Genomic DNA, 22,936 nt, shown 5'->3' on the forward strand with positions numbered 1-22,936 from the left:
AAATACAGTGTTACCGGCGTGACGCAAGTGCGAGTTGCGGCTAATTCTCCGGCGAGTCGGTTAGCTCGCTTCCGGCATCCGGACAGACCACGGCGATATCGGTCCGTTGCTGAGGCGTCGCGCTGCCCCGATGCGGCCCAGGACGGGCCGGGCGTGCCGTCAGGCGGGCCGAATCGCCACGTCCCGCGGATCGACGCCGAAGTACACCTGCTCCCCCGGAATCAGCCGGAGACCTGCCGCCGCCTCCGCACTGATATCGGCCGCCAGACCTCCACCGCCGTCGTCCGTCGCCTCGGCCCGGACGCGGATGACGGGGCCGCGGTGATCCAGTTCCGCGACGCCGACCGCGACGACGTTGACGTCGGCCGCCGGCAGTTCACGGGACACCGATACCGCCGCCGGAGCGAACACCGCGATCGCCGGATCGCCCGGCGTCACCTCTGGCCCCCATACACCGCGCCACGTCTGCCCCGCGGCCAGCAGGGAACCGCCGTCCGCGCCCGCGTGTCCGCTGACCAGATTCACGCCCGCGAACCGCGCCCCGAAGGCCGTCCGCGGCGCGGTCAGCACGTCGGCGACGGCGCCCGATTCGACGATGCGGCCGCCCTCGATGACCGCCACCCGGTCCGCCAACGTGACGACGTCCAGCACGTCGTGGCTGACCAGGACCGAGCTGCGTCCGTCCGTCGCCAGGACACCGCGCAGCAGCCGGCGCATCGCCGATGCCGCCGCGACGTCGAGGCCGGACAGCGGTTCGTCGAGCAGCAGCACGTCGGGTTCCGCGGCCAGCGCCCGCGCCAGCGCGACCCGTTGCGCCTGACCACCCGACAGTTGTCCCGGCCGGCGATCGGCCAGTTCGGTGGCACCCACCTCACCGAGCCAGCGTCCGGCCGTCCGCCGCGCCTCGGCATGTACACCTCGACGACGGTGCTGACGGGCCCGGGGCCCGAAGGCCACGTTGCCCGCGACCGTCAGATGGGGAAACAGCGCCGGGTCCTGCAGCAGCAGGCCGACCCGCCGGTTGTGCACCGCGACATGCCGGCCGGCCGCCGTGTCCGTCAGTCGGCGCCCGCCCACTGTGACGGACCCCGCGTCGGGCCGCAGCAGGCCCGCGATCACGTGCAGCACACTGGATTTCCCCGCGCCATTGGGCCCGACGACGGCCAGCACCTCGCCGGCCGCGACATCGAACTCCACGTCGATGCCCCGGTCTTCGACGACCGCGCGTACCGCGAGACCGCCCGTCACGGCCGGGCCTCCGCCTCGAACGGCCCGCGACCGAACCGCGCACCGCCCGTCACGAGCACCACGACGGCCGCAACCACCACCAGCACCAGCGACAGTGCCACCGCGGCGTCGGCGTCGGCCTCGCGCTGCAGATAGATCTCCAGCGGCAGCGTCCGCGTCACGCCCTCGCGGGAACCGGCGAACGTCAGCGTGGCGCCGAACTCGCCCAGCGACCGCGCGAACGCCAGGACCGAGCCCGACACCAGACCCGGGGCCAGCATCGGCAGCGTGACCCGGCGCCACACCGTGGTCGGTCGGGCGCCCAGCGTGGCGGCGACCGCCTCGTACTGTGACCCGGCCGTACGGGCCGCGCCTTCCAGCGCGATCACGAGAAACGGTAGGGAGACGAACGTCTGCGCCAGCACGACCGCCGTCGTCGAGAAGGCGATGTGCACACCCGCCGCGTCCAGGTACCTGCCGATCAGCCCCAGCCGGCCGAAGGCGTACAACAGCGCGATACCGCCGACGACCGGCGGCAACACCAACGGCAGCAGGATCAGTGGGCGGGTCCAGCGCACCACCCGGGAGCCGCTGCGTGCCAGGACCAGCGCCATCGGCACACCCAGCACCACGCAGAGCACGGTGCTGGCCGCGGCGGTCTTGAGGCTCAGGACCAGCGCGGTCACCGACGAGTCGCTGCTGATGAGCTCCAGGAATCGCGACCAGTCGACCTTCGCCGCGACCGCGATCAGCGGGAGGACGACGAACAACGCACCCAGAGCCGCCGGGACGTAGATCCAGCGCGGCAGCCCGGGGTTCAAGGCTGTGCGAACCCGAACTGCGCCAGGGTCTGGCGGCCCGTGTCACTCGTGACCAGGTCGACGAACCGCTGGGCAGCCGAGGCGTCGGCCGCCGACTTCAGCACCCCGATCGGGTAGATGTTCACCGCCGACACCGCCTGCGGGAACTCGACCTTGGCCACCTTGTCGCCCGCCGACTTGGCGTCGGTCTGATAAACGAGCCCGGCGTCGGCCTGGCCGCTGGTGACCTTGTTCAGCACGTCGGTCACCGACGTCTCTTCACTGACCGGCTTGAGTTCGACGCCGACGATCTTCTCGACCTTCCGCGTCGCCGTGCCGCACGGCACCTGACGGGCACACACCACGACGTTCAGCCCGGGCCGGGCCAGATCACCGAAGTTGTCCACATGCTTGGGGTTTCCCGGCGGGGTCACGATGACGAGCGTGTTGGCGGCGAAGTTCACCGGTGTGCCCGCGAGCAACCCGGCCTTGGCCGCCTTGGTCATGTTGTTGGCGTCGGCCGAGGCGAACACATCGGCCTTCGCGCCCTGCGTCAGCTGTTCGACCAACGACGACGAGCCCGCGAAGTTGAACTGCACGTCCGCGCCCGGGTTCTCCTTCTTGTAGCGGTCGGCGAGCGCGGTGAATGCCTGCTTCAGGGACGCCGCCGCGTACACGTTGACGACGGGGCCCGACGTCTTGTGCTCCGAACCGCATCCGGACAACGCTCCGACTCCGCCGAGCAGGACCGATACCGCCACAGCGCGCATCAACTTGCGCATGAGCCACATGCGCAAAACCCTAGGGGTCATTCCTCCGCGTGGCGAGTTTCGTCAGCTAGCTACTGTCCAGTAACATGGCGGCAACCGCGTTCAGCGTTGCACACGAGGAGGCCCTGTTCATGGACGTTCTGGTCACCGGAGGCGATACCGATCTCGGCCGCGTCATCGCCGCGGGATTCCGCGACGCCGGGCACAACGTCACCATCGCCGGCGCCCGCCGCGACGAGCTCGAAGTAGCCGCCAAGGAACTCGAAGTCGAGTCGATCGTGCTGGACAACACCGACGGCGCCGCGCTGGAGCAGATGCGCGACAAGCTGCCGCAGCACCTCGACACCATCGTGAACGTCCCGGCTCCCGCCTGGTCCGCCGGCGACCCGCGCACCTACACCCTGGCCGAGCGCGCCGCCGTATGGCGCAACACGCTCGACTCCTCGCTGCTGTCGGCCGTCCTGACCGTCCAGATCCTCGGCGACCAGATGCGTTCGGGCGGTGCCATCGTGACCGTCGTGCCGGAGTGCCCCAAGGACGGCACCGCCGACGCCGCGATCAAGGCGGCCGTGTCGAACTGGACCGCCGGCCAGGCCGAGCACTTCGGCGTCCGCGGCATCACGATCAACGTGGTCGCCGCCGGCCGCGGCTGGGAAGCGGGCTACGACGGCGTCGAGACCGGCGGTGCGACCGTCGGGTCCGAGCTGACCAAGCTCGCGCTCTTCCTGACCACGCCCGCAGCCCGCCACATCACCGGCGAGACGCTGCACGTGAGCGCCGGTGCGCTCGCCACCTTCGCCTGATCCGGATTTATTCCCGTTTCGCCCGGGCTTCGCGCCCGGCGAAACGCAGGACGCGACAAGGTGGTTGGTGACTAGGGTCGAATCGTGACGATTCGATTCGCTCTCCAGATTCCCAACTTCTCCTACGGCACCGGTGTCAGCGAGCTGTACCCGACCGTCGTCGCCCAGGCGCGGGAGGCCGAGGCGGCCGGCTTCGACTCCGTCTTCGTGATGGACCACTTTTATCAGCTGCCGATGATCGGCACCCCCGATCAGCCGATGCTCGAGGCGTACACCGCGCTCGGCGGCCTCGCGGCCGCGACCCAGAAGGTGCAGCTGGGCACCATGGTCACCGGCAACACCTACCGCAATCCGACGCTGCTGGCCAAGGCCATCACCACACTCGACGTCATGAGCCAGGGCCGTGCGATCCTCGGCATCGGCACCGGCTGGTTCGAGCTCGAGCACGAGCAGCTCGGATTCGACTTCGGCACCTTCACCGACCGGTTCAACCGCCTGAACGAGTCACTGCAGATCGTGCTGCCGATGCTCAAGGGCGAGCGCCCGACCTTCAGCGGCCAGTACTACCGCACCGTCGAAGCCATGGCCAACCCCCGCTACCGCGACCACATCCCCCTGCTGATCGGCGGCCGCGGCGAGAAGAAGACCATCCCGCTGGCGGCACGGCACTTCGACCACCTGAACATCATCGGCGGCTTCGAAGAGCTGCCCCACAAGCTGGGCGTCGTCCGCGACGCGTGCGAGAAGATCGACCGCGACCCGGCCACCCTCGAAACCAGCATGCTGCTCACCGCGCTCGTCGACGATCGGGCGACTCCCGACGCGGTCCCCGAGGCCAACCGCCAGAACATGGTCGCCGGCAGCGCCGAAAGCGTCGCCGAACAATTGAAGGCCAAGGTGTTCGACGTCGGCGTCGACGGCGTCATCATCAACATCCCGACGCAGGTCACGGGCTACGTACCCGGCGTCATCGCCGCACTCGGAGCTGCCCTGCATTCGGTGATCGGCGCCTAGCCGGGCCCGGTGGGGCATCTCACTGCATTGATCGATTCAGCTGCGACTAGCCTGTGTGTGTAAACAGTCTTGTAGTAGTACGTCGAGGAGCCCCTCAACATGGTCCACCCCGGAGCTACGGCAACGGATCGCCACAAGGTCGTCATCATCGGTTCGGGCTTCGGTGGCCTGTCCAGTGCGAAAGCCCTCAAGCACGCTGATGTCGACATCAAGCTGATCGCCCGTACCACGCACCACCTGTTCCAGCCGCTGCTGTACCAGGTGGCCACGGGCATCATCTCCGAAGGTGAGATCGCCCCGCCCACCCGGCTGATCCTGCGCAAGCAGAAGAACGCCCAGGTGCTGCTCGGCGACGTGACGCACATCGACCTGGAGAACCAGACCGTCGACTCGATCCTGCTGGGGCACACCTACAGCACGCCGTACGACAGCCTGATCATCGCCGCCGGTGCCGGTCAGTCCTACTTCGGCAACGACCACTTCGCCGAGTGGGCGCCGGGCATGAAGACCATCGACGACGCGCTCGAACTGCGCGGCCGCATCCTCGGTGCGTTCGAGCAGGCCGAGCGGTCCAGCGACCCCGAGCGCCGCAAGAAGCTGCTGACCTTCGTGGTCGTCGGCGCCGGCCCGACCGGTGTGGAGATGGCCGGGCAGATCCAGGAGCTGTCGGACCAGACCCTCAAGGGCAGTTTCCGGCACATCGACCCGACCGAGGCCAAGGTCATCCTGCTCGACGCCGCCCCCGCGGTGCTGCCGCCCATGGGCGAGAAGCTGGGTCTGAAGGCCAAGAACCGGCTCGAGAAGATGGGCGTCGAGATTCAGCTCAACGCGATGGTCACCGACGTCGACCGCAACGGCATCACCGTCAAGGACAAGGACGGCACCATCCGGCGCATCGAGTCGGCCTGCAAGGTGTGGTCCGCCGGTGTGCAGGCCAGCCCGCTCGGTCGCGACCTGGCCAACCAGTCGGACACCGAGATCGACCGGGCCGGCCGCGTCAAGGTGAATCCGGACCTGTCGATCCCGGGCCACCCGAACGTTTTCGTCGTCGGTGACATGGCCTTCGTCGACGGCGTCCCGGGCATGGCGCAGGGCGCGATCCAGGGCGGCAAGCACGTCGCCGCGATCCTGAAGAACGAGGCCAAGGCCCGCGCGCACGGCACCAAACCCAAGCCGCGCGAACCGTTCTCGTACTTCGACAAGGGCTCGATGGCCACGGTCTCCAAGTGGAACGCCGTCGCCCAGATTCCGCTCGGTGAGAAGGCCAAGCTGGAATTCGGCGGCTTCATCGCCTGGCTGGCGTGGCTGGGGCTGCACCTGATCTACCTGGTGGGCTTCAAGACGAAGATCGCCACGCTGCTGTCGTGGACGGTGACGTTCATGAGCCGCCAGCGCGGTCAGCTGACCATCACCGAGCAGCAGGCCTACGCCCGCACCCGCATCGGCGAACTCGAGGAGATCGCATCGTCTGTTCAAGCCACACCCGACCCGGTGGCTTCCTGAGCTAGAGCCTCGGGCCCTGCCACGCCGACAGGCAACCCCCGTCGGCCAGGGCCATGACCACCTGATCTCGGCGTGATTCGTACCCATCGGCGGTACGGATCACGCCGAGATCGCTTTCGGGATAACAGAATTCGCTGACGTAGGCGCGCGGGGCGGCGATCTCGTCGTCACTGACGGCGCCGGCGCCGAGTTCGACGCGGTGCCGTACCACCGGCAGCGCCTCGTGGTCGACGTGCAGTGTGCCCTCCCAGAAGCCGTGCTGCTCGCCGGTCCGTCCGACCTGTACCCGTTCGCGCAGCCGCACCCGACCCGTCTCGGCGATCTGCAGTCGCGTCGCGGCCCGGTGGCTGCTGCCGCCCGCGACGACGGTCGGCTCCGGATCCAGGTCGAGTTCCCCGGCCACCTCGAGATCCCAGGCCGAGCGTGACTGCGCCGTCATCGCACCGGGCAGCACCACCATGGCGGCGACGCTGCGCACCCGCAGCCGGGCACCGGCCTCGACGATGACGCGCACGTCGATGGTGTCACCGCCCAATGGTGTTGCGGCCGTGGACACCAGGTGGACGGCGTCGGGGGCAGTGCGGCGCGCGGCCACACCGCCGACGCATTCGATGCGCGGGCCCCGGCCGGGGGTCGCGACGATCAGAACCTGGGTGTGCATCACTCAGGCGTTCGTCACCCCGGCGCCGGCGAGCTGTTCGCGCACCCAGGCCTGCACCAGCGACGCGGCCGGATCCTCGGTGAGCGAGATCAGCACCGTCGGGCGGTCACCGCGCACTTGGCCGGCGTCGCGCCGCATGACGTCGAGGTCGGCGCCGACCATGGGCGCGAGATCGGTCTTGTTGACGACCAGCAGGTCCGAATACGTGACGCCGGGCCCGCCCTTGCGTGGCACCTTGTCACCACCGGCCACGTCGACGACGAAGATCTGGACATCCACCAGACCCGACGAGAACGTCGCGGTCAGGTTGTCTCCCCCGGACTCCACCAGGATGAGGTCGAGCTTGTCGTTGGTCTCGATGAGATCGTCGATGGCGTCCAGGTTCGCGGTGATGTCGTCGCGGATCGCGGTGTGCGGGCAGCCGCCGGTCTGCACCGCGGCGATGCGCTCGTCGGGCAGCACGGCGTGCCGGCGCAGGAAGTCGGCGTCCTCGGTGGTGTAGATGTCGTTGGTCAGCACGGCCAGGGACAGCTCGTCGCGCAGCTGCCGGCACAGCGCCGCGACGAGCGCCGTCTTACCGGAGCCGACGGGGCCGCCGACGCCGATGCGCAGCGGCTCACCCGGCTGCCGCTCCCGCTTGGGCCGGTCATGGTGATGGTGCGGCTGGCCGTCGATGAAATGTGGTGGCATGTAGGATCTTTCGGTTCAGGAGGCGAACAGGGGGCGGTCGCGGCCGGCGTGTCGTTGCGCCAGGACGTCGAGCAGTGGATCGGACAGGTCCGCGATGCCTTTCGCCGCTTCGGCCGCGGTGGCGTCGCACAGGTCCGACAGCTCGAAGGTCAGCGCGGCGACGTCGGCCGGATCGAGCGCGAGCAGACGTTGCGCCGCCGTCGCCGAGCCGGTCATGGTGGTGTAAACGACTGTGGCGCAGGTCTGTTCGGGGTCGAGGCCGCTGACGCGACCCACCACACCCGAGGCCACCGCCAGGTGTGGCCGGGTGCCCACGATGCTCCAGTCGGTTTCGGGCCAGACCCGGCGCGCCAGCCGCACCAGCCCACGGCCCTGCGCCCGGGAGGCCTGCCGGGCCGCGGGAGCCGTTGTGCGCGCGTCGGTTTCGCGGTCGGCTGCCACCGGGTCGAGCCCGCTGTGGACCGCCGCGGCGATGGAGGCGGTGACGAGCCCCTGGGTCCGGATGCGCCGGCGCAGGTATGCCCGCAGCGTCACCACGTTGGTCACCAGACCGCTGGTGACCGCCTCCTCGACACCGCCGGAGTGCACGTGCCCGCCGGTCGGCAGCCGCGAATCCGCCAGTGCCAGCAGGGTGGCCAGGCCACTATCCATCAGAACAGCCGCTGTCCATCAGAACAGGAAGTATCTCTGTGCCATCGGCAGCTCGGCGGCGGGTTGTTCCTGCCAGACCTCGCCGTCGATGCGGACCGTGAACGTGTCGGGATCGACCCGGATGTCGGGCATGGCGTCGTTGAGCGGCAGGTCGGCCTTGCCCCGGCCACGGACGTTCTTGACCGGAACGAGCCTGCGCCGCAAGCCGAGTCGCGCCGCGAGGTCGTCCTCGATGGCGGTGGGCGAGACGAAATGCACCGCCAGGCCGGCCGCCACCGTCGGGTGGGCGCCGAACATCGGCCGCGGCAGGACGGGTTGCGGCGTCGGGATCGAGGCATTGGCGTCGCCCATCGCCGCCCAGGCGATCGCGCCGCCTTTGAGCACCAGGTGCGGACGGACGCCGAAGAACGCGGGCTCCCAGAGCACCAGGTCGGCCAGCTTGCCGACTTCCACCGAGCCCAGCTCGTGGTCGATACCGTGCGTCACCGCCGGGCAGATGGTGTACTTCGCCACGTAGCGGCGGACCCGGTTGTTGTCGTTGCCTTTCGAGCCGCCGGGGTCACCTTCGAGCGGCCCGCGGCGCTTCTTCATCACGTGCGCCGTCTGCCACGTCCGCATCACCACCTCGCCGATGCGGCCCATGGCCTGGCTGTCACTGCCGATCATCGAGATGGCGCCGATGTCGTGCAGCAGGTCCTCTGCGGCGATGGTGGACGGCCGAATCCGGCTCTCCGCGAACGCCAAATCCTCGGGCACGGCAGCGTTGAGGTGGTGGCACACCATCAGCATGTCGAGGTGTTCGTCGAGGGTGTTGACGGTGTGCGGGCGCGTCGGGTTGGTCGAACTGGGCATCACGTTCGGGTGGCTGGCGACCGTGATGATGTCGGGCGCATGACCGCCGCCGGCGCCCTCGGTGTGGTACGCGTGGATGGCCCGGCCGGCGATGGCCGCCAGCGTGTCCTCGACGAACCCCATCTCGTTGAGCGTGTCCGAGTGCAGGGCCACCTGGACGTCGGCCTCCTCGGCCACCCGCAGACACGCGTCGATGGTGGCCGGGGTCGTGCCCCAGTCCTCGTGCAATTTGAAACCGGCAGCGCCGCCGCGCAACTGCTCCCACATCGAGTCGGGGTTGATGGTGTTGCCCTTGCCGAGCAGCAGGATGTTCATCGGCCAGCCGTCGAGCGCCTGCAGCATGCGCCCGAGATGCCAGGCGCCGGGCGTGACAGTGGTGGCCTTGCTGCCCTCGGCCGGTCCGGTGCCGCCACCGATCATGGTGGTGATGCCGCCGCCGATCGCCTCCTCCAGCAGCTGGGGACAGATGAAGTGCACGTGACAGTCGATGCCGCCGGCGGTGAGGATGCGCCCGTTGCCGGCGATGATCTCGGTGGACGGTCCCACCACGAGATCGGGGTGCACCCCGGACATGATGTCGGGGTTGCCGGCCTTGCCGATGGCGACGATGCGGCCGTCCCGAATCCCGATGTCGGCCTTGATGATTCCCCAGTAGTCGATGATGATCGCCCCGGTGATCACGGTGTCCGGCGCACCGTCGGCCCGGGTCGTACGCGCCTGCCCCATCGACTCACGCAGCACCTTGCCGCCGCCGAAGACCGCCTCGTCGCCCGACAGGCCCGGGCCGCCGCTGAGGTCCTCGGTGATCTCGATCAGCAGATCGGTGTCCGCCAGGCGGATGCGGTCACCCGTCGTCGGGCCGAAGAGCGCCGCGTACCGGGAGCGGGAAAGGGAACTCATTCGTGCCGTCCGTTCTTCGCGCGAGCGCTCATCAGCCATCCAGCTTTCCGGGCGGATTCAGCGACAGCCCGTACACCTCGCGGGTTCCGCCCAACGGAACGAGGGCAACCCGCTGCGCGACACCGGGTTCGAACCTGATCGCGGTGCCCGCCGGCACGTCGAGCCGGTACCCGTGTGCGGCGGCGCGGTCGAACTCCAACGCGGAATTGGCCTGCGGGAAATGCACGTGGCTGCCGACCTGCACCGGCCGGTCACCGGCGTTGACCACGTCGAGGGTCAGCCGCTCGGCACCGGCGTTGATGGCGATATCGCCGTCGCCGTAGAGGATTTCGCCCGGAATCAGCCCCGCCCCCTCGACGGTCGCGCGCTCGGTCATCGTCGGGCCTCAGGCGATCGGATAGTGGACGGTGACGAGTTTAGTGCCATCCGGGAAGGTGGCCTCGACCTGGACGTCGGACAGCATCTCCGGGACCCCCTCCATGACGTCGTCGCGGCTGAGCACCTCGCGGCCGCTGACCATGAGCTCCGCGACGGTCCGCCCGTCGCGGGCGCCTTCCATCAGGTGATCGGTGATCACCGCGACCGCCTCGGGATGATTGAGGCGCAACCCTCGGGCCTGCCGTCGGCGCGCCAGTTCGGCGGCGTACGAAATCAGCAGGCGTTCTTGCTCATGCGGCGTCAAACGCATAAGGGGCGATATTGCCACGGCACGCCGGGAATGGCATGTCGGGCGGTGGTTTTCAGCCCCTCACCACAGGCGGGCGCTCAGCCCTCGAGGTTCTGCAGCCGCACCTGGCCCCGCGCCACCGGGCGATCGTTCTCGTCGGTGATGGTGACCAGCCACAGCTGCTGCCGCCGGCCCCGGTGGATCGGCGTCGAGGTGGCGGTGACGGTGCCGGCCTTGAGCGCGCGGAGGAAGTCGGTGTTGTTGTTGACGCCGACGACGGTGCCGCCGCCGTGCTCGGCGAGCCAGACGTGGCCGGACACGCTCGCCAGACCCTCGACGATGGCGCAGTAGACGCCACCGTGCACGATGCCCCACGGCTGCAGGATCTTGTCGGTGATGGTCAGCTGGGCGCGGCCGCCGTCCGGGGTGACCTCGAGATAGGTCAGTCCGATTTCGTTGTCGAAGCCCTTGCCGAGGCCCTCGGGCACAGATGTCGTCACGAATAGCTGTCTACACGAGCGCCGGTGGCGGCGAGTTCGGCACCCACGCGCCACCAAAGCGAGCAGGCCCCGCACCGATGGTGCGGGGCCTGCTCTTCGAATGGACCGGGAATCACTGCAGCCCTCAGGATTCCGGCGCGGTCCGTTGGTCTTTCGACTCCTGAATAGTAGGCAAGGCTTGCCTAATTAGCAAGCCCTTGCCAGTTGCATCCGGTCGCGGCCACGCACCGGCGCACCGAACCCGACAAGGGTGTCCAGCACCGCCTGCGCACGGCGCATACCGTCGGCCTCGCCCACCCCGGCCAGCAGCGGCACCTGGGTCGCCGTGCTGACCACGGACGCACCGACGATGTGCCACATCGCCGACACCGCGAGGATGCCGCCGCTGACGTCGAAGAGCTTCGCGAACAGCGGGTTCAGCGCGCGGTGGCAACGATGGGCGAGCCAGGTCGCGAGCGCTTCCTCACCCGGGAACGCGACGACACCCTCCCCGATCCGGCGGGTCGCCGGCACTCCCAGCCCTCCGAACACCGGATCCCCGGGCAGCACCCGCAATGTCGGGTCGGCGACGCCGACCCAGTCGATGCCGCCCTCCGAGTCGACGTGGACCCACAGGTTCTCCAAGCCGGGGTCCCAGGCGCGGCCCTCGAGCACCAGCAGCGGCACGACCCGGCCGACCACGACGTGCGCCAGCATCGCGGCCACCTGCTGTGCGGCCACCGCCTCGCTGCCGGTGTCGCCGGTCGCCGTGTCGAACATCATCTGCATTCGGTCGCCCGTCACCGCTTCGGCGAGCGGCCACCATCGACGTCGGGAGATGTCGTCCATCACCGCGACGCCATAGACCCGGGGATCACTGGGGCACAACTCGCGCAGACGACGACTCGACTCGTGCAGCGGCAGCATCCGGCGGATGTCCATCGTGGCGATCAACGGGTCAGTCACAGCGGAGGGCATGAACACATCCTTAAGTTAGGTTAGCCTTACTATAGTGACGACCCGCGAGATGTAAACCGCTGTGACGGGACTCACAAGCGATCGAAAAACAGCCCTGACCGGGAACCACGACGCGCCACCGGGGCGTTGGGGAGAACATCCGAAATGGATACGACGCACGGTAGTAAATGCGTAGTACCCTGAGAACACTGCCGAAAGAGTGAAATAGGACATGGCGAAATTGACGCGACTGGGCGAGCTGGAGCGCGAGGTGATGGACCACCTGTGGTCCTCCCGCGAGCCGCAAACCGTGCGTCAGGTGCATGAAGCACTCGCGACGCGCCGGGACCTGGCCTACACCACGATCATGACGGTGCTGCAGCGCCTGGCGAAGAAGAACCTGGTCGTCCAGCATCGTGACGACCGCGCGCACCGCTATGCACCGACCCACGGCCGCGACGAGCTGGTCGCGGGCCTGATGGTCGACGCCCTCGACCAGGCCGCGGACTCCGGCAGCCGCGTCGCGGCGCTGGTGCATTTCGTCGAACGCGTCGGCGTCGACGAGGCCGATGCGCTCCGGCGCGCCCTCGATGAGCTGGAAGCCAAGCACCGAATCCCACCGGCGACTGGCAATTCCGGCACCGACTGAGAGACACTAAGCGCGTGTCCGCCCTGGCCTTCACCATCGTCGCGCTACTGCTGGTCGGGCCGGTACCCGCCCTGCTGGCGCGCGCATCGTGGCCACAGCGGGCCCCCCGGGCCGCGATCGTGTTGTGGCAGTCCGTCGCCATCGCCGCCGTGCTCTCCGCCTTCAGCGCCGGTATCGCCGTCGCCAGCAGGCTTTTCGCGCCCGGCCCTGACGGCAAGCCGACAACCACCGCGACCAGCGAGATCAGCGTCATGGGCTGGCCGCTGTGGATCACGCACGTCGCAGTCTTCGCGCTGACCCTCGTCGTCGGCGCGCGCCTGGCCATCGCCTTCGTCCAGGTCGCCATCGCGACGCGGCGGCGACGCGCCCACCACCGGATGATCGTCGACCTCCTCGACTGTTCGCGGGACACCGCACCCGCACCCCAGGCCCGGCATCTGATCGGCCACGGCCTGCGCATCCTCGACGTCCAGCAGCCCCTCGCCTACTGCCTGCCCGGCGTTCGCAGCCGGGTCGTGCTCAGTGAAGGTGCGCTCAAGCACCTCGATGACAGCGAGATCGCCGCCATCCTCAGCCACGAACACGCACACCTGCGTGCCCGGCACGACCTGGTGCTCGAGATGTTCATCGCCGTGCACGCCGCCTTCCCCCGCTTCGTCCGAAGCGCCAGCGCCCTCGACGCGGTCCGCTTCCTCATCGAACTGCTCGCCGACGACGCCGCCGTCCGGGCCACCGGCCCCACGCCGCTGGCCCGTGCCCTCGTGGCCTGCGCGTCCGGGCGGGCGCCCAAGGGCGCCCTCGCCGCCGGCGGGCCGACCACCGTCCTGCGGGTGCAGCGCCTGGCCGGCGAACCCAACAGCTCGTGGGTGGCCGCCGCCGCGTACCTGGCGGCCGCCGCCGTCCTCGTCGTACCGACCGTCGCCGTGGCAGTGCCCTGGCTCACTGAATTGCACCGGTTGTTCTTCTCGTAGACTTTGCGACTGGCAGCATCTCCCTTCGGTGGCGGATGACGCCGCGCCGGCCCCGGCCGGTCCGAAATGCTGTGCGCCACAACCAAACAACGAAAGGGCCAGCCGTGAGCTCGTCGGGAAACCCGGAATCAACCACCGCTACTGCCCAGATCGGGGTCACCGGCCTGGCCGTCATGGGCTCCAATCTCGCCCGTAACTTCGCCCGCCACGGCTACACCGTCGCGCTGCACAACCGCTCCGTCGCCAAGACCGACGCGCTGCTGGCCGAGCACGGCGCGGAGGGCAAGTTCGTCCGCAGCGAGACCATCGCCGAGTTCCTGGACGCGCTGGAGAAGCCGCGCCGCGTGATCATCATGGTCAAGGCCGGCGATCCGACCGACGCCGTCATCAACGAGCTCGCCGACGCCATGGAGCCCGGCGACATCATCATCGACGGTGGCAATGCGCTGTACACCGACACCATCCGCCGCGAAAAGGCCATCCGCGAGCGCGGCCTGCACTTCGTCGGCGCCGGCATCTCCGGTGGCGAGGAGGGCGCACTCAACGGCCCGTCGATCATGCCGGGCGGGCCCGCCGAGTCGTACGTCTCGCTCGGGCCGCTGCTCGAGGAGATCTCCGCGCACGTCGACGGCGTCCCGTGCTGCACGCACATCGGTCCCGACGGCGCCGGCCACTTCGTCAAGATGGTCCACAACGGCATCGAGTACTCCGACATGCAGCTCATCGGCGAGGCCTACCAGCTGCTGCGCGACGGCCTCGGCATGGCGGCCGGCGAGATCGCCGACGTGTTCGGCGAGTGGAACAAGGGCGACCTGGACAGCTACCTGATCGAGATCACCGCCGAGGTGCTCAAGCAGGTCGACGCCAAGACCGGCAAGCCGCTCGTCGACGTGATCGTCGACGAGGCCGAGCAGAAGGGCACCGGCCGCTGGACCGTCAAGTCCGCGCTGGACCTCGGCATCCCCATCACCGGCATCGCCGAGGCCGTGTTCGCCCGCGCCCTGTCGGGCTCGGTGCCGCAGCGGCGCGCGACGGTCGGCCTGGCCTCGGGCCACCTCGGCGAAAAGCCCAGCGACGCCACGAAATTCATCGAGGACGTGCGGCAGGCGCTGTACGCCTCCAAGATCGTCGCGTATGCGCAGGGCTTCAACCAGATCGAGGCCGGCAGCGCCGAATACGGCTGGAACGTCAAGCCCGGCGACCTCGCCACCATCTGGCGTGGCGGCTGCATCATCCGCGCCAAGTTCCTGAACCGCATCAAGGACGCGTTCGACGCCGAACCGGAACTCGCCACCCTGCTGGCCGCGCCGTACTTCCGCAGCGCGGTCGAGTCGGGCATCGACAGCTGGCGCCGCGTCGTCGTGACCGCCACCGAGCTGGGCATCCCGGTCCCGGGCTTCGCGTCGTCGCTGTCGTACTACGACGCGCTGCGCACCGAACGGCTGCCCGCCGCGCTGACACAGGGCCTGCGCGACTTCTTCGGCGCCCACACCTACGGCCGCACCGACGCGCCCCAGGGCAAGAAGTTCCACACCCTGTGGAGCGGCGACCGTACCGAGGTCGAGGCCTAGGCTGGAGGTGTGCAGTTTCTCGACGGCCACCGGCCCCCGTATGACCTGACCTACAACGACGTCTTCGTGGTCCCTGGGCGCTCGGAACTGACGTCCCGCTTCGACGTCGACCTCGCCACCACCGACGGTACGGGCACCACCATCCCGATCGTCGTCGCCAACATGACGGCGGTCGCCGGTCGCCGGATGGCCGAGACCGTGGCCCGCCGCGGCGGCATCGTCGTGCTGCCGCAGGACTTGCCCATCGATGCGGTCCGGGGCACCGTCGACTTCGTCAAGAGCCGCGACCTGGTGGTCGACACCCCGGTCGTGCTCGCCCCCGACGACGCGGTCTCGGATGCGCTGGCCCTGATCCACAAGCGGGCGCACGGCGCGGCGGTGGTCCTCGACGGCGGCCGGCCGCTCGGCCTGGTCACCGAGGCGGGCTGCGCCGGAGTGGACCGGTTCGCGCGGGTCCGCGACGTGGCGAGCACCGATTTCGTGTCCGCGCCGGCGGGCACTGAACCACGCAAGGTGTTCGACCTGCTGGAGCACTCGCAGACCGGTGTCGCGGTGCTCACCAACGCCGACGGTTCGCTGGCCGGTGTACTCACCCGCACGGGGGCCATCCGCACCGGTATCTACACCCCCGCCGTCGACGCCCAGGGCCGGCTCCGGATCGCGGCGGCCGTCGGCATCAACGGTGACGTCGCCGCCAAGGCGCGGGCGCTGGCCGAAGCCGGTGTGGACGTCCTGGTCGTCGACACCGCGCACGGGCACCAGGCCAAGATGCTCGACGCCCTGTCGGCGGTGGCCGCGCTGGATCTCGGCCTGCCGCTGGCGGCCGGCAACGTGGTGTCGGCAGCCGGCACCCGCGACCTGATCAACGCGGGCGCGTCCATCGTCAAGGTGGGCGTCGGCCCGGGTGCCATGTGCACCACCCGCATGATGACCGGCGTGGGCCGTCCGCAGTTCTCCGCCGTCGTCGAATGTGCCGCGGCGGCAAAGGAACTCGGCGGCCATGTGTGGGCCGACGGCGGCGTCCGGCACCCGCGCGACGTGGCACTGGCGCTGGCCGCAGGTGCCTCTAATGTCATGATCGGCTCGTGGTTCGCCGGCACGTACGAGTCGCCCGGCGACCTGTTGATGGACCGCGAGGGCCGCGTCTACAAGGAGAGCTTCGGCATGGCCTCCAAGCGCGCGGTGGCAGCGCGCACGGCCGGTGACGGTGCGTTCGACCGCGCCCGCAAGGCCCTGTTCGAAGAGGGCATCTCGTCGTCCAAGATGGCGCTGGACCCGGTCCGCGGCGGCGTCGAGGACCTGCTCGACCACATCACCTCCGGCGTCCGCAGCACGTGTACCTACGTCGGCGCGGCAAACCTGGCCGAACTGCACGAGAAGGTGGTGCTCGGGGTGCAGTCGGCCGCGGGATTCGCCGAAGGGCACCCGCTGCCGACGGGTTGGTGAGCAGGTCCGAAAGGGCCGACCAGCTACCATTGCCGTACGGCCGCCGAACGCAGCAGGCGTCGGTCGGCCGTCGATACCGATTCAGCGAAAGGGAGCACGTGCCGCAGGCACCCGTTGGGGCGTTGACCGTCCCGAGCCAGGCGGGAGCGTGCCAGGCCGATCAGGCACTCCCCGAGCCGGGTCCCGAGTCCATCGACTCCGAACCTCCCAGTAGCCGGCCGGGCCGTCAGCCCGGCGCCCCGAGCGGTGGTGCACGGTGACCACCGCGCTGACCATCGCGAGCCTCGCCGCGTTCATCCTGCTGACCCTCGGGACGGCGATCTTCGTCGCCGCCGAGTTCTCCCTGACCGCGCTGGAGCGCAGCACCGTCGAGGCCAACGCCCGCGACGGCGGTCGCCGCGACGGCATCGTCCGCACCGCGCACCGCAACCTGTCCTTCCAATTGTCGGGTGCCCAGATCGGCATCTCGATCACGACGCTGATCACCGGTTATCTCGCCGAGCCCGTGGTGGCCCGGCTGCTGCACGGTCCGCTGCGCGCCGTCGGACTGCCCGAGAAGTTCACCGACGCGGTGGCCCTGACGCTCGCGTTGCTGATCGCCACGTCGGTGTCGATGGTGTTCGGCGAACTGGTGCCCAAGAACCTCGCCGTGGCCCGGCCGGTACCGACCGCACGCGCCACCGTGCCGCTGCAGTGGTTCTTCTCCCTCGTCTTCTCCCCCGTGATCAAGCTGACCAACGGCACCGCCAACTGGGTGCTGCGCCGCCTCGGGGTCGAGCCCGCCGAGGAACTCCGCTCGGCGCGCTCCGCGCAGGAACTGCTGGCACTCGTGCGCAACTCCGCCGAGAGCGGATCACTGGACCCGCAGACGGCCGAATTGATCGACCGCTCACTGCAATTCGGCGGCCGCACCGCCGAGGAACTGATGACGCCCCGGTCCATGATCGAGTCGCTGGAGGTCACCGACACCGTCGCCGACCTGATCGAGACGGCCATTCGCACCGGGTTCTCGCGCTTCCCGATCGTCGCCGGCGACCTCGACGAGACCGTCGGCATCGTGCACGTCAAACAGGTCTTCGCGATACCCGTCGAGCTGCGGGCCGGCACCCGGCTGGCGCAGCTGGCCCGGCCCGTCCCGACGGTGCCGTCGACCCTCGACGGTGATGCGGTCATGACCCAGATCCGGGCCAACGGCGTCCAGACCGCGCTGGTGGTCGACGAATACGGCGGCACCGCCGGCATGGTCACCGTCGAGGACCTCATCGAGGAGATCGTCGGCGACGTCCGCGACGAACACGACGACGCCACCCCCGACGTCGTCGAGGTGCGCGACGGCTGGCTGGTGTCCGGTCTGATGCGCATCGACGAGGTCGACACCGAGACCCCGTTCCGCGCGCCCGAAGGCGACTACGAGACCATCGGCGGCCTGGTGCTCAAGGAGCTCGGCCACATCCCGGACGTCGGCGACACCGTCGTCCTGACCGAATTCGACCCGGACAACCCCGAACTGGACCCGGTGCACTGGAAGGCCACCGTGATCCGGATGGACGGCCGGCGCATCGACCAGCTCGAACTGACCGAGCTGGGCGCCGACGAGTCGGGAGCCGACCATGAATGACGTCCTCGGCATCCTGCTGACCATGGTGCTGTTGGGCGCCAACGCGTTCTTCGTGGGCGCCGAGTTCGCGCTCATCTCGGCGCGGCGCGACCGGTTGCAGGCGCTGGCCGAACAGGGCAAGCGCAGCGCGGTCACCGTGCTCCGGGCCGGTGAGCGACTGTCGATGATGCTGGCCGGCGCTCAGCTCGGCATCACGATCTGCTCGATCCTGCTGGGCCGCGTCGGTGAACCGGCCGTCGCGCACCTGCTCGAGGGGCCCTTCGACGCGGTCGGCGTGCCCGACACGGTGCTGCACACGGTGTCGTTCGGCGTCTCCCTGGCGATCGTGGTGACAGTGCACGTACTGCTGGGCGAGATGGTGCCCAAGAACATCGCCATCGCCGGGCCCGAGAAGGCCGCGATGCTGCTGATCCCGCCGTATCTGGTCTACATGAGCATCGCCCGGCCGTTCGTGATCTTCTACAACTGGTGCGCCAACAGCACGCTGCGGCTGCTCGGAGTGGAGCCAAAGGACGAACTGGACGTCACGGTCTCGTCGGTCGAGCTGTCCGAGATGCTCACCGAGTCGCTGTCGGAGGGGCTGCTCGACGCCGAGGAACACGTCCGGCTCAAGCGCGCGCTGGACATCCGGACCCGGACGGTCAAGGACGTCGCGATACCGCTGCAGGACATCCGCGCGGTGCCGATCGCCGCGCCCGGTACCGGCCCGACGGTGGGTGCGGTGGCCCAGGCACTGCGCGAGACCGGCTACTCCCGGTTCCCGGTCACCGACGGGCACAGCGCCTACCTCGGCTACCTGCACATCAAGGACGTGCTGCCGTGCATGGACGACAACGACGCGGTGCTCGACCGGTCCATGGTGCGCCCGCTGCCCATGGTGGCCTCGACGCTGCCGGTGGCCGACGCGCTGTCGTGGCTGCGCCGCAACAACAGTCACCTGTCGCTGGTGACCACCGACGGTTACGTCACCGCGATGGTGGCGCTGGAAGACCTGGTCGAGGACCTCGTCGGCGTGGTGCGTGACGGTACCCACCGTGTCTGACACGGTGTGCGCGCCGCTGCGGGTCCTGGGCGAGGACGACTGGGCACCGCAAGAACAGCGCTACCTCGACCGCGTCGACGGCTTCCTGGCGCCACACGAGCGACGGATGCGGGCCGGCGAGCCGCACCCGGTGTGGGACTTCCTGTTCACGTACTACAGCCTCAAGCCCCGGCAGCTGCGACGCTGGCACCCGGGGTTCGGCCGAGCACTGACCGGCCCCGGCGCGCTGCGGTTCGCCGACCGGGCCGGGTACGGCCGCCGCCACGGCGCCGTCACCGTGACGGACGGCTACCTCACCGGGCGCCGGGAGACCGTCGTCTTCGTCGCCGACCTGTTGGCTGCGACGGCCGCGCGCCCGGCGCGGCTGAACTGTTTCGGCCTGCACGAATGGGCCATGGTGTACCGCGCTCCCGAGGTACGGCACACCCAGGTGCCGCTGCGGCTGAGCGCGGCGGACACCGATGCCGTGGTCGAGTCGATGCCCTTGCGGTGCACCCATTTCGATGCCTTCCGGTTCTTCACCGACGCCGCTGTTCCACGCAACGCCGATGCCCTGACGCGACACGCCCAAACGGCCACCGAGCAGCCGGGCTGTGTGCACGCGAACATGGATCTGTACAAATGGAGCTACAAGCTCGGACCTTTGCTGGAGTCGAATCTGTTGATGGATTGCCTTGACCTCGCGGCGGACGCACGCGTCCTCGACATGCAGGCCAGCCCGTACGACCTGAGCGACTACGGCATCGAGCCCATCGCCATCGAGGACCCCGCGGGCCGCGCCGAGTACGTGCGCCGTCAGCAGGTCATCGCCAATCTCGCTGTGCCGCTGCGGGACTCGTTACTGGCCGCGTGCCGGACATTGCTCGAATACGACACCGACGGCGGCCTGCTGTGACGGCCCGGATGGTGCTGCGCATCGCGGCCGCGACCCTGGCTGCCGTGCTGACCGTCGCCGGCTGCTCCGACGAGGCGCCCGGGCGCGGCACGCAGCGCAGCGGTCAGGTGTTGCCGGGCGACTACAGCGGCGCCGGCCCCGGCACGCTCGTCGCCGCGCAGCCGCTGACGACCGTCGACCCCGAACTGGCCGGATTGACCGCCATCTCCGCGCGGATCACCTACGTCTCCACGTCGGGCATCAACGACAGCCACCCGAAGGTGACGGGCTCGGTGTTCCTGCCGAAGGGCAAGCCGCCCGAGGGCGGCTGGCGCATCATCGCGCTGGCCAACCCGGGCAGCGGCATCAAGTCCGACTGCGCGCCGTCGTCGTCGCCGAGCCTGCTGGGCCTGCTGCCGACCGTGCGGCTCATGGTCGGCGCCGGCTACCTCGTGGCGATCACCGACTATCAGGGCATCGGCCTCGACGAGACCTACCACCCGTACCTGGACTCCACGACCGAGGGCTTCAACCTGATCGACCTGGCACGCGCGACGCGCAAACTGGTCTCCGCCGCGTCCACCAGCTGGGTCGCCGTCGGCACCGGGCAGGGCGGTCAGGCGGCCTGGGCGGCCTCGGAGCTGGCCACCGACTACGGCGGCGGCCTCCCTCCGCAGGGCGCCGTCGCGCTGGCCCCGACCGCGGCGCTCGAATGGCTGGCCGACGCGTCGGCCGCCGGGAACCTGAACCGCGACCAGCAGCTGATGCTGCAGCAGTACCTCGCGATCATGCCGCAGGCCTACCCCGGATTCCCCATCGAGGACTACCGCCGCGGCGCCGCCCGCGACCACTGGGACACGCTGTCGGCCTGTCGCGGCCCGGCGGTCGCCGACCGCACCGGCGTGCTGGATTCGCTGGGGCCGAACGACCTCGGCCCCACCACACCGGCGGCTGCCGACGCGTTGCGCGGTTACCTGCGCAAGGCGACGCTGCCGCAGGCGCCGGCCGCCGCGCCGATGCTGATCACCCCCGGACCACCCGACGGGCTGGTGCCGCCGGAACAGACCGCGGCGGCCGTCGACCGGGCCTGCGCCATGGGCGACGTCATCGACTACGTCCAGCCCGACGAAGCCGACGCGCTGGGCTGGATCACCGACCGGTTCAACGGCGTACCCGCGCCGAACACCTGCCCCGGCGCGACCCCGACCTCCACCACACCGACGTCGACGGCCAGTTCGCGCTCGGACGAATCCGACACCGACCAGTCGGGCTCGGGCAGCGACGAGGTGACCCAGACCGCCGAACAGACAGCGACCGAGACCGAGGCGCCGCACCACCAGCAGCCCGCGCCCCCGCCGCCGGTGGAGACCGGAGACGCCGAATGAACATCGGCCTGCTCGACGGCTGGCTGCCGACCCTGATCCAGGTGGTGACGGTGCTGGCCCTCGTCGTCGCCGTCGGGCGGCGGTCTCCGCGCTGGCTGCGGCTGTGGCTCCCGGTGGCCGTCGGCACCGGCGTCGTCCTGGCGCTGGCGTGCAGCTGGTTCATCTCCGACCAGGGCCTCGCGGGTGGGCCGGCCCCGACGTCCCTGTGGGTGTGGATCGTGCTGACCGGGGTCGCACTCGTCGTGGCCATCGCGGGGTGGCCGGGCCTGCACTGGTGGCGCCGGGCGGTTGCGGTCGCCGTGGTTCCGCTGTGCGCGGTGTGCGCGGGCCTGGCGGTGAACACCTGGACCGGATACCTGCCGACGGTCGAGGCCCTGTGGCAGCGCGCCACCGGCGCCGAGTTGCGCGGCGAGATCGACCTGGAGACCGCTCTGAACATGCGCCGCTCCGGCGAACATCCGGACCGCGGTGTCCTGGTGTCGGTGCAGATCCCCACCACGGCGTCGGGTTTCCGCAGCCGTCCGGAGCTGGTCTACCTGCCGCCTGCCTGGTTCGCCAAGGACGCCCCGCAGCTGCCGGCGGTGGTCATGGTGGGCGGCGAGTTCGGGTGGCCTGCCGACTGGCCGACGGCAGGCGGCGCCCAGCGCACCGCCGATGATTTCGCGGCCGCCCACGGCGGCAACGCGCCGATCCTGGTTTTCGTCGACACCAGCGGCCAGTTCTCCAACGACACCGAATGCGTCAACGGGCCCCGCGGTATGGCCGCCGATCATCTCACCAAAGATGTTGTGCCGTTTGTCACTTCGACGTTCTCGGCAAGCCCGGACCCGTCGCGGTGGGGCATCGTCGGCTGGTCCGCCGGTGGCACGTGCGCGGTGATGACCACGGTCATGCACCCCGAGCTGTTCCAGACCTTCGTCGACATGGACGGCCAGGTCGGGCCCAATGCCGGCTCGGAACCCCAGACCATCGCGCGGCTGTTCGGCGGTGACGCGGCGGCATTCGCCCATTTCGATCCGGCGACCGTGGTGCGGGCGCACGGCCCGTACACCGGCGTCGCCGGCTGGTTCGCGGTGTCGGAGAACGGGCCGGTGGTGCATCAACCCGCGCAGGCCGGCGCGCCGACGAATGTGCAGCCGCCGGACAATCCGGAAAGCCATACCGCCGTCGCCACCTACATGTGCGCGTTGGTGAGCGTCGCCGGTATCGAGTGCTCGGTGGTCCCGCACGGCGGTGACCACACGTTCCCCAGTGCCGCAGAGGTATTCGCGGCGGCCCTGCCGTGGCTGGCCGGACGCCTGCACACGCCCGGTGTCCCGGCCATCGGTTTGCCCGGCTCGGCACCGCAATGACGGTGTGACCGGGTTCTCATTGGCCGACACGCCGGTGAGCTGCGGTTACCCACG

At 69.7% G+C, this 22,936-nt stretch carries 23 protein-coding genes; 12 read left to right on the forward strand and 11 right to left on the reverse strand.

Annotation, left to right across the window (positions count from 1 at the left end; translation table 11 throughout):
* Positions 1-159: 159 nt before the first annotated feature.
* Genes VXD91_RS20265 through modA form a run of 3 tightly spaced genes read right to left on the reverse strand, consistent with a single transcriptional unit; the run spans position 160 to position 2,809 of the window.
* Positions 160-1,248 carry an ATP-binding cassette domain-containing protein gene (locus VXD91_RS20265; RefSeq protein WP_346416222.1) on the reverse strand — a complete coding sequence of 363 codons (1,089 nt, stop codon included), beginning with the start codon at positions 1,246-1,248 and terminating at the stop codon, positions 160-162.
* Positions 1,245-2,048 (reverse strand): ABC transporter permease, encoded by an 804-nt coding sequence (locus VXD91_RS20270; protein WP_346416223.1) that lies wholly within the window; start codon positions 2,046-2,048, stop codon positions 1,245-1,247. The genes VXD91_RS20265 and VXD91_RS20270 overlap by 4 nt, the downstream gene beginning before the upstream one ends.
* Positions 2,045-2,809 carry a molybdate ABC transporter substrate-binding protein gene (gene modA / locus VXD91_RS20275; protein WP_346416261.1) on the reverse strand — a complete coding sequence of 255 codons (765 nt, stop codon included), beginning with the start codon at positions 2,807-2,809 and terminating at the stop codon, positions 2,045-2,047. The genes VXD91_RS20270 and modA overlap by 4 nt, the downstream gene beginning before the upstream one ends.
* Positions 2,810-2,928: 119 nt before the next feature.
* Between modA and VXD91_RS20280 the strand changes: the two genes are divergently transcribed.
* The 3 genes from VXD91_RS20280 (at position 2,929) to VXD91_RS20290 (ending at position 6,117) form a co-directional block, all read left to right on the forward strand.
* Positions 2,929-3,600, forward strand: a complete 672-nt coding sequence (locus tag VXD91_RS20280; protein WP_346416262.1) for an SDR family oxidoreductase — start codon at positions 2,929-2,931, stop codon at positions 3,598-3,600.
* 84 nt (positions 3,601-3,684) lie between these two features.
* A complete protein-coding gene (locus VXD91_RS20285; RefSeq protein ID WP_346416224.1) occupies positions 3,685-4,614 on the forward strand; it encodes an LLM class F420-dependent oxidoreductase in 930 nt (309 codons plus the stop codon).
* Positions 4,615-4,713: 99 nt separating this feature from the next.
* A complete protein-coding gene (locus tag VXD91_RS20290; RefSeq protein ID WP_346416225.1) occupies positions 4,714-6,117 on the forward strand; it encodes an NAD(P)/FAD-dependent oxidoreductase in 1,404 nt (467 codons plus the stop codon).
* 1 nt (position 6,118) lies between these two features.
* Here VXD91_RS20290 and VXD91_RS20295 read toward each other — a convergent pair whose 3' ends face one another.
* The 8 genes from VXD91_RS20295 to VXD91_RS20330 form a co-directional block, all read right to left on the reverse strand.
* Positions 6,119-6,778, reverse strand: a complete 660-nt coding sequence (locus VXD91_RS20295; RefSeq protein ID WP_346416226.1) for an urease accessory protein UreD — start codon at positions 6,776-6,778, stop codon at positions 6,119-6,121.
* Positions 6,779-6,781: 3 nt separating this feature from the next.
* Positions 6,782-7,468, reverse strand: a complete 687-nt coding sequence (gene ureG, locus VXD91_RS20300) for an urease accessory protein UreG (protein ID WP_346416227.1) — start codon at positions 7,466-7,468, stop codon at positions 6,782-6,784.
* Between the two features lie 15 nt (positions 7,469-7,483).
* Positions 7,484-8,119: an urease accessory UreF family protein gene (locus tag VXD91_RS20305; protein ID WP_346416228.1), complete on the reverse strand. Its 636-nt coding sequence runs from the start codon at positions 8,117-8,119 to the stop codon at positions 7,484-7,486.
* 18 nt (positions 8,120-8,137) lie between these two features.
* Positions 8,138-9,871 carry an urease subunit alpha gene (locus VXD91_RS20310; RefSeq protein WP_318984966.1) on the reverse strand — a complete coding sequence of 578 codons (1,734 nt, stop codon included), beginning with the start codon at positions 9,869-9,871 and terminating at the stop codon, positions 8,138-8,140.
* A gap of 31 nt (positions 9,872-9,902) precedes the next feature.
* Positions 9,903-10,214 carry an urease subunit beta gene (locus tag VXD91_RS20315; RefSeq protein ID WP_212814790.1) on the reverse strand — a complete coding sequence of 104 codons (312 nt, stop codon included), beginning with the start codon at positions 10,212-10,214 and terminating at the stop codon, positions 9,903-9,905.
* A gap of 42 nt (positions 10,215-10,256) precedes the next feature.
* Positions 10,257-10,559 carry an urease subunit gamma gene (locus tag VXD91_RS20320; RefSeq protein ID WP_212814411.1) on the reverse strand — a complete coding sequence of 101 codons (303 nt, stop codon included), beginning with the start codon at positions 10,557-10,559 and terminating at the stop codon, positions 10,257-10,259.
* Positions 10,560-10,636: 77 nt separating this feature from the next.
* Positions 10,637-11,038 carry a PaaI family thioesterase gene (locus VXD91_RS20325; RefSeq protein WP_318984965.1) on the reverse strand — a complete coding sequence of 134 codons (402 nt, stop codon included), beginning with the start codon at positions 11,036-11,038 and terminating at the stop codon, positions 10,637-10,639.
* A gap of 186 nt (positions 11,039-11,224) precedes the next feature.
* Complete coding sequence (locus tag VXD91_RS20330) at positions 11,225-11,995, reverse strand: iron reductase (RefSeq protein ID WP_212814407.1); 771 nt, start codon at positions 11,993-11,995, stop codon at positions 11,225-11,227.
* A gap of 211 nt (positions 11,996-12,206) precedes the next feature.
* Here VXD91_RS20330 and VXD91_RS20335 point away from each other — a divergent pair, with 211 nt between their 5' ends.
* The 9 genes from VXD91_RS20335 to VXD91_RS20375 all read left to right on the forward strand — a co-directional run bounded on the left by VXD91_RS20335 (position 12,207) and on the right by VXD91_RS20375 (position 22,882).
* The gene (locus tag VXD91_RS20335) at positions 12,207-12,623 is read left to right on the forward strand and encodes a BlaI/MecI/CopY family transcriptional regulator (protein ID WP_029104910.1); all 417 of its coding nucleotides are present in this window, start codon (positions 12,207-12,209) and stop codon (positions 12,621-12,623) included.
* A 14-nt stretch (positions 12,624-12,637) separates the two neighbouring features.
* Positions 12,638-13,594: a M56 family metallopeptidase gene (locus tag VXD91_RS20340; RefSeq protein WP_346416229.1), complete on the forward strand. Its 957-nt coding sequence runs from the start codon at positions 12,638-12,640 to the stop codon at positions 13,592-13,594.
* A 104-nt stretch (positions 13,595-13,698) separates the two neighbouring features.
* Positions 13,699-15,165: an NADP-dependent phosphogluconate dehydrogenase gene (gndA, locus tag VXD91_RS20345; protein ID WP_346416230.1), complete on the forward strand. Its 1,467-nt coding sequence runs from the start codon at positions 13,699-13,701 to the stop codon at positions 15,163-15,165.
* Between the two features lie 9 nt (positions 15,166-15,174).
* Positions 15,175-16,611, forward strand: coding sequence for a GuaB1 family IMP dehydrogenase-related protein (locus VXD91_RS20350; protein WP_133427527.1), 1,437 nt, complete (start codon positions 15,175-15,177; stop codon positions 16,609-16,611).
* A 256-nt stretch (positions 16,612-16,867) separates the two neighbouring features.
* The gene (locus tag VXD91_RS20355) at positions 16,868-18,229 is read left to right on the forward strand and encodes a hemolysin family protein (RefSeq protein ID WP_346416231.1); all 1,362 of its coding nucleotides are present in this window, start codon (positions 16,868-16,870) and stop codon (positions 18,227-18,229) included.
* Complete coding sequence (locus tag VXD91_RS20360; RefSeq protein WP_346416232.1) at positions 18,222-19,271, forward strand: hemolysin family protein; 1,050 nt, start codon at positions 18,222-18,224, stop codon at positions 19,269-19,271. The genes VXD91_RS20355 and VXD91_RS20360 overlap by 8 nt, the downstream gene beginning before the upstream one ends.
* A 16-nt stretch (positions 19,272-19,287) precedes the next feature.
* Complete coding sequence (locus tag VXD91_RS20365; protein WP_346416263.1) at positions 19,288-20,166, forward strand: 3-methyladenine DNA glycosylase; 879 nt, start codon at positions 19,288-19,290, stop codon at positions 20,164-20,166.
* Positions 20,163-21,530 (forward strand): lipase, encoded by a 1,368-nt coding sequence (locus VXD91_RS20370; RefSeq protein WP_346416233.1) that lies wholly within the window; start codon positions 20,163-20,165, stop codon positions 21,528-21,530. Before VXD91_RS20365 ends, VXD91_RS20370 begins: the two co-directional genes overlap by 4 nt.
* Positions 21,527-22,882 (forward strand): alpha/beta hydrolase-fold protein, encoded by a 1,356-nt coding sequence (locus VXD91_RS20375; protein ID WP_346416234.1) that lies wholly within the window; start codon positions 21,527-21,529, stop codon positions 22,880-22,882. The genes VXD91_RS20370 and VXD91_RS20375 overlap by 4 nt, the downstream gene beginning before the upstream one ends.
* Positions 22,883-22,936: the final 54 nt, after the last annotated feature.

Source organism: Mycobacterium sp. SM3041, from assembly GCF_039668335.1.
Lineage (GTDB): Bacteria > Actinomycetota > Actinomycetes > Mycobacteriales > Mycobacteriaceae > Mycobacterium.

What these genes read in the sequence shown, in the direction of transcription:
- VXD91_RS20375 (WP_346416234.1), top strand. Translation starts at nt 21,527, where the DNA reads ATGAACATCGGCCTGCTCGACGGCTGGCTGCCGACCCTGATCCAGGTG.
- VXD91_RS20295 (WP_346416226.1), bottom strand. Translation starts at nt 6,778, where the DNA reads ATGCACACCCAGGTTCTGATCGTCGCGACCCCCGGCCGGGGCCCGCGC.
- VXD91_RS20320 (WP_212814411.1), bottom strand. Translation starts at nt 10,559, where the DNA reads ATGCGTTTGACGCCGCATGAGCAAGAACGCCTGCTGATTTCGTACGCC.
- VXD91_RS20360 (WP_346416232.1), top strand. Translation starts at nt 18,222, where the DNA reads ATGAATGACGTCCTCGGCATCCTGCTGACCATGGTGCTGTTGGGCGCC.
- VXD91_RS20290 (WP_346416225.1), top strand. Translation starts at nt 4,714, where the DNA reads ATGGTCCACCCCGGAGCTACGGCAACGGATCGCCACAAGGTCGTCATC.
- VXD91_RS20310 (WP_318984966.1), bottom strand. Translation starts at nt 9,871, where the DNA reads ATGAGTTCCCTTTCCCGCTCCCGGTACGCGGCGCTCTTCGGCCCGACG.
- VXD91_RS20335 (WP_029104910.1), top strand. Translation starts at nt 12,207, where the DNA reads ATGGCGAAATTGACGCGACTGGGCGAGCTGGAGCGCGAGGTGATGGAC.
- VXD91_RS20330 (WP_212814407.1), bottom strand. Translation starts at nt 11,995, where the DNA reads ATGCCCTCCGCTGTGACTGACCCGTTGATCGCCACGATGGACATCCGC.
- modA (WP_346416261.1), bottom strand. Translation starts at nt 2,809, where the DNA reads ATGCGCAAGTTGATGCGCGCTGTGGCGGTATCGGTCCTGCTCGGCGGA.
- ureG (WP_346416227.1), bottom strand. Translation starts at nt 7,468, where the DNA reads ATGCCACCACATTTCATCGACGGCCAGCCGCACCATCACCATGACCGG.
- VXD91_RS20280 (WP_346416262.1), top strand. Translation starts at nt 2,929, where the DNA reads ATGGACGTTCTGGTCACCGGAGGCGATACCGATCTCGGCCGCGTCATC.
- VXD91_RS20305 (WP_346416228.1), bottom strand. Translation starts at nt 8,119, where the DNA reads ATGGATAGTGGCCTGGCCACCCTGCTGGCACTGGCGGATTCGCGGCTG.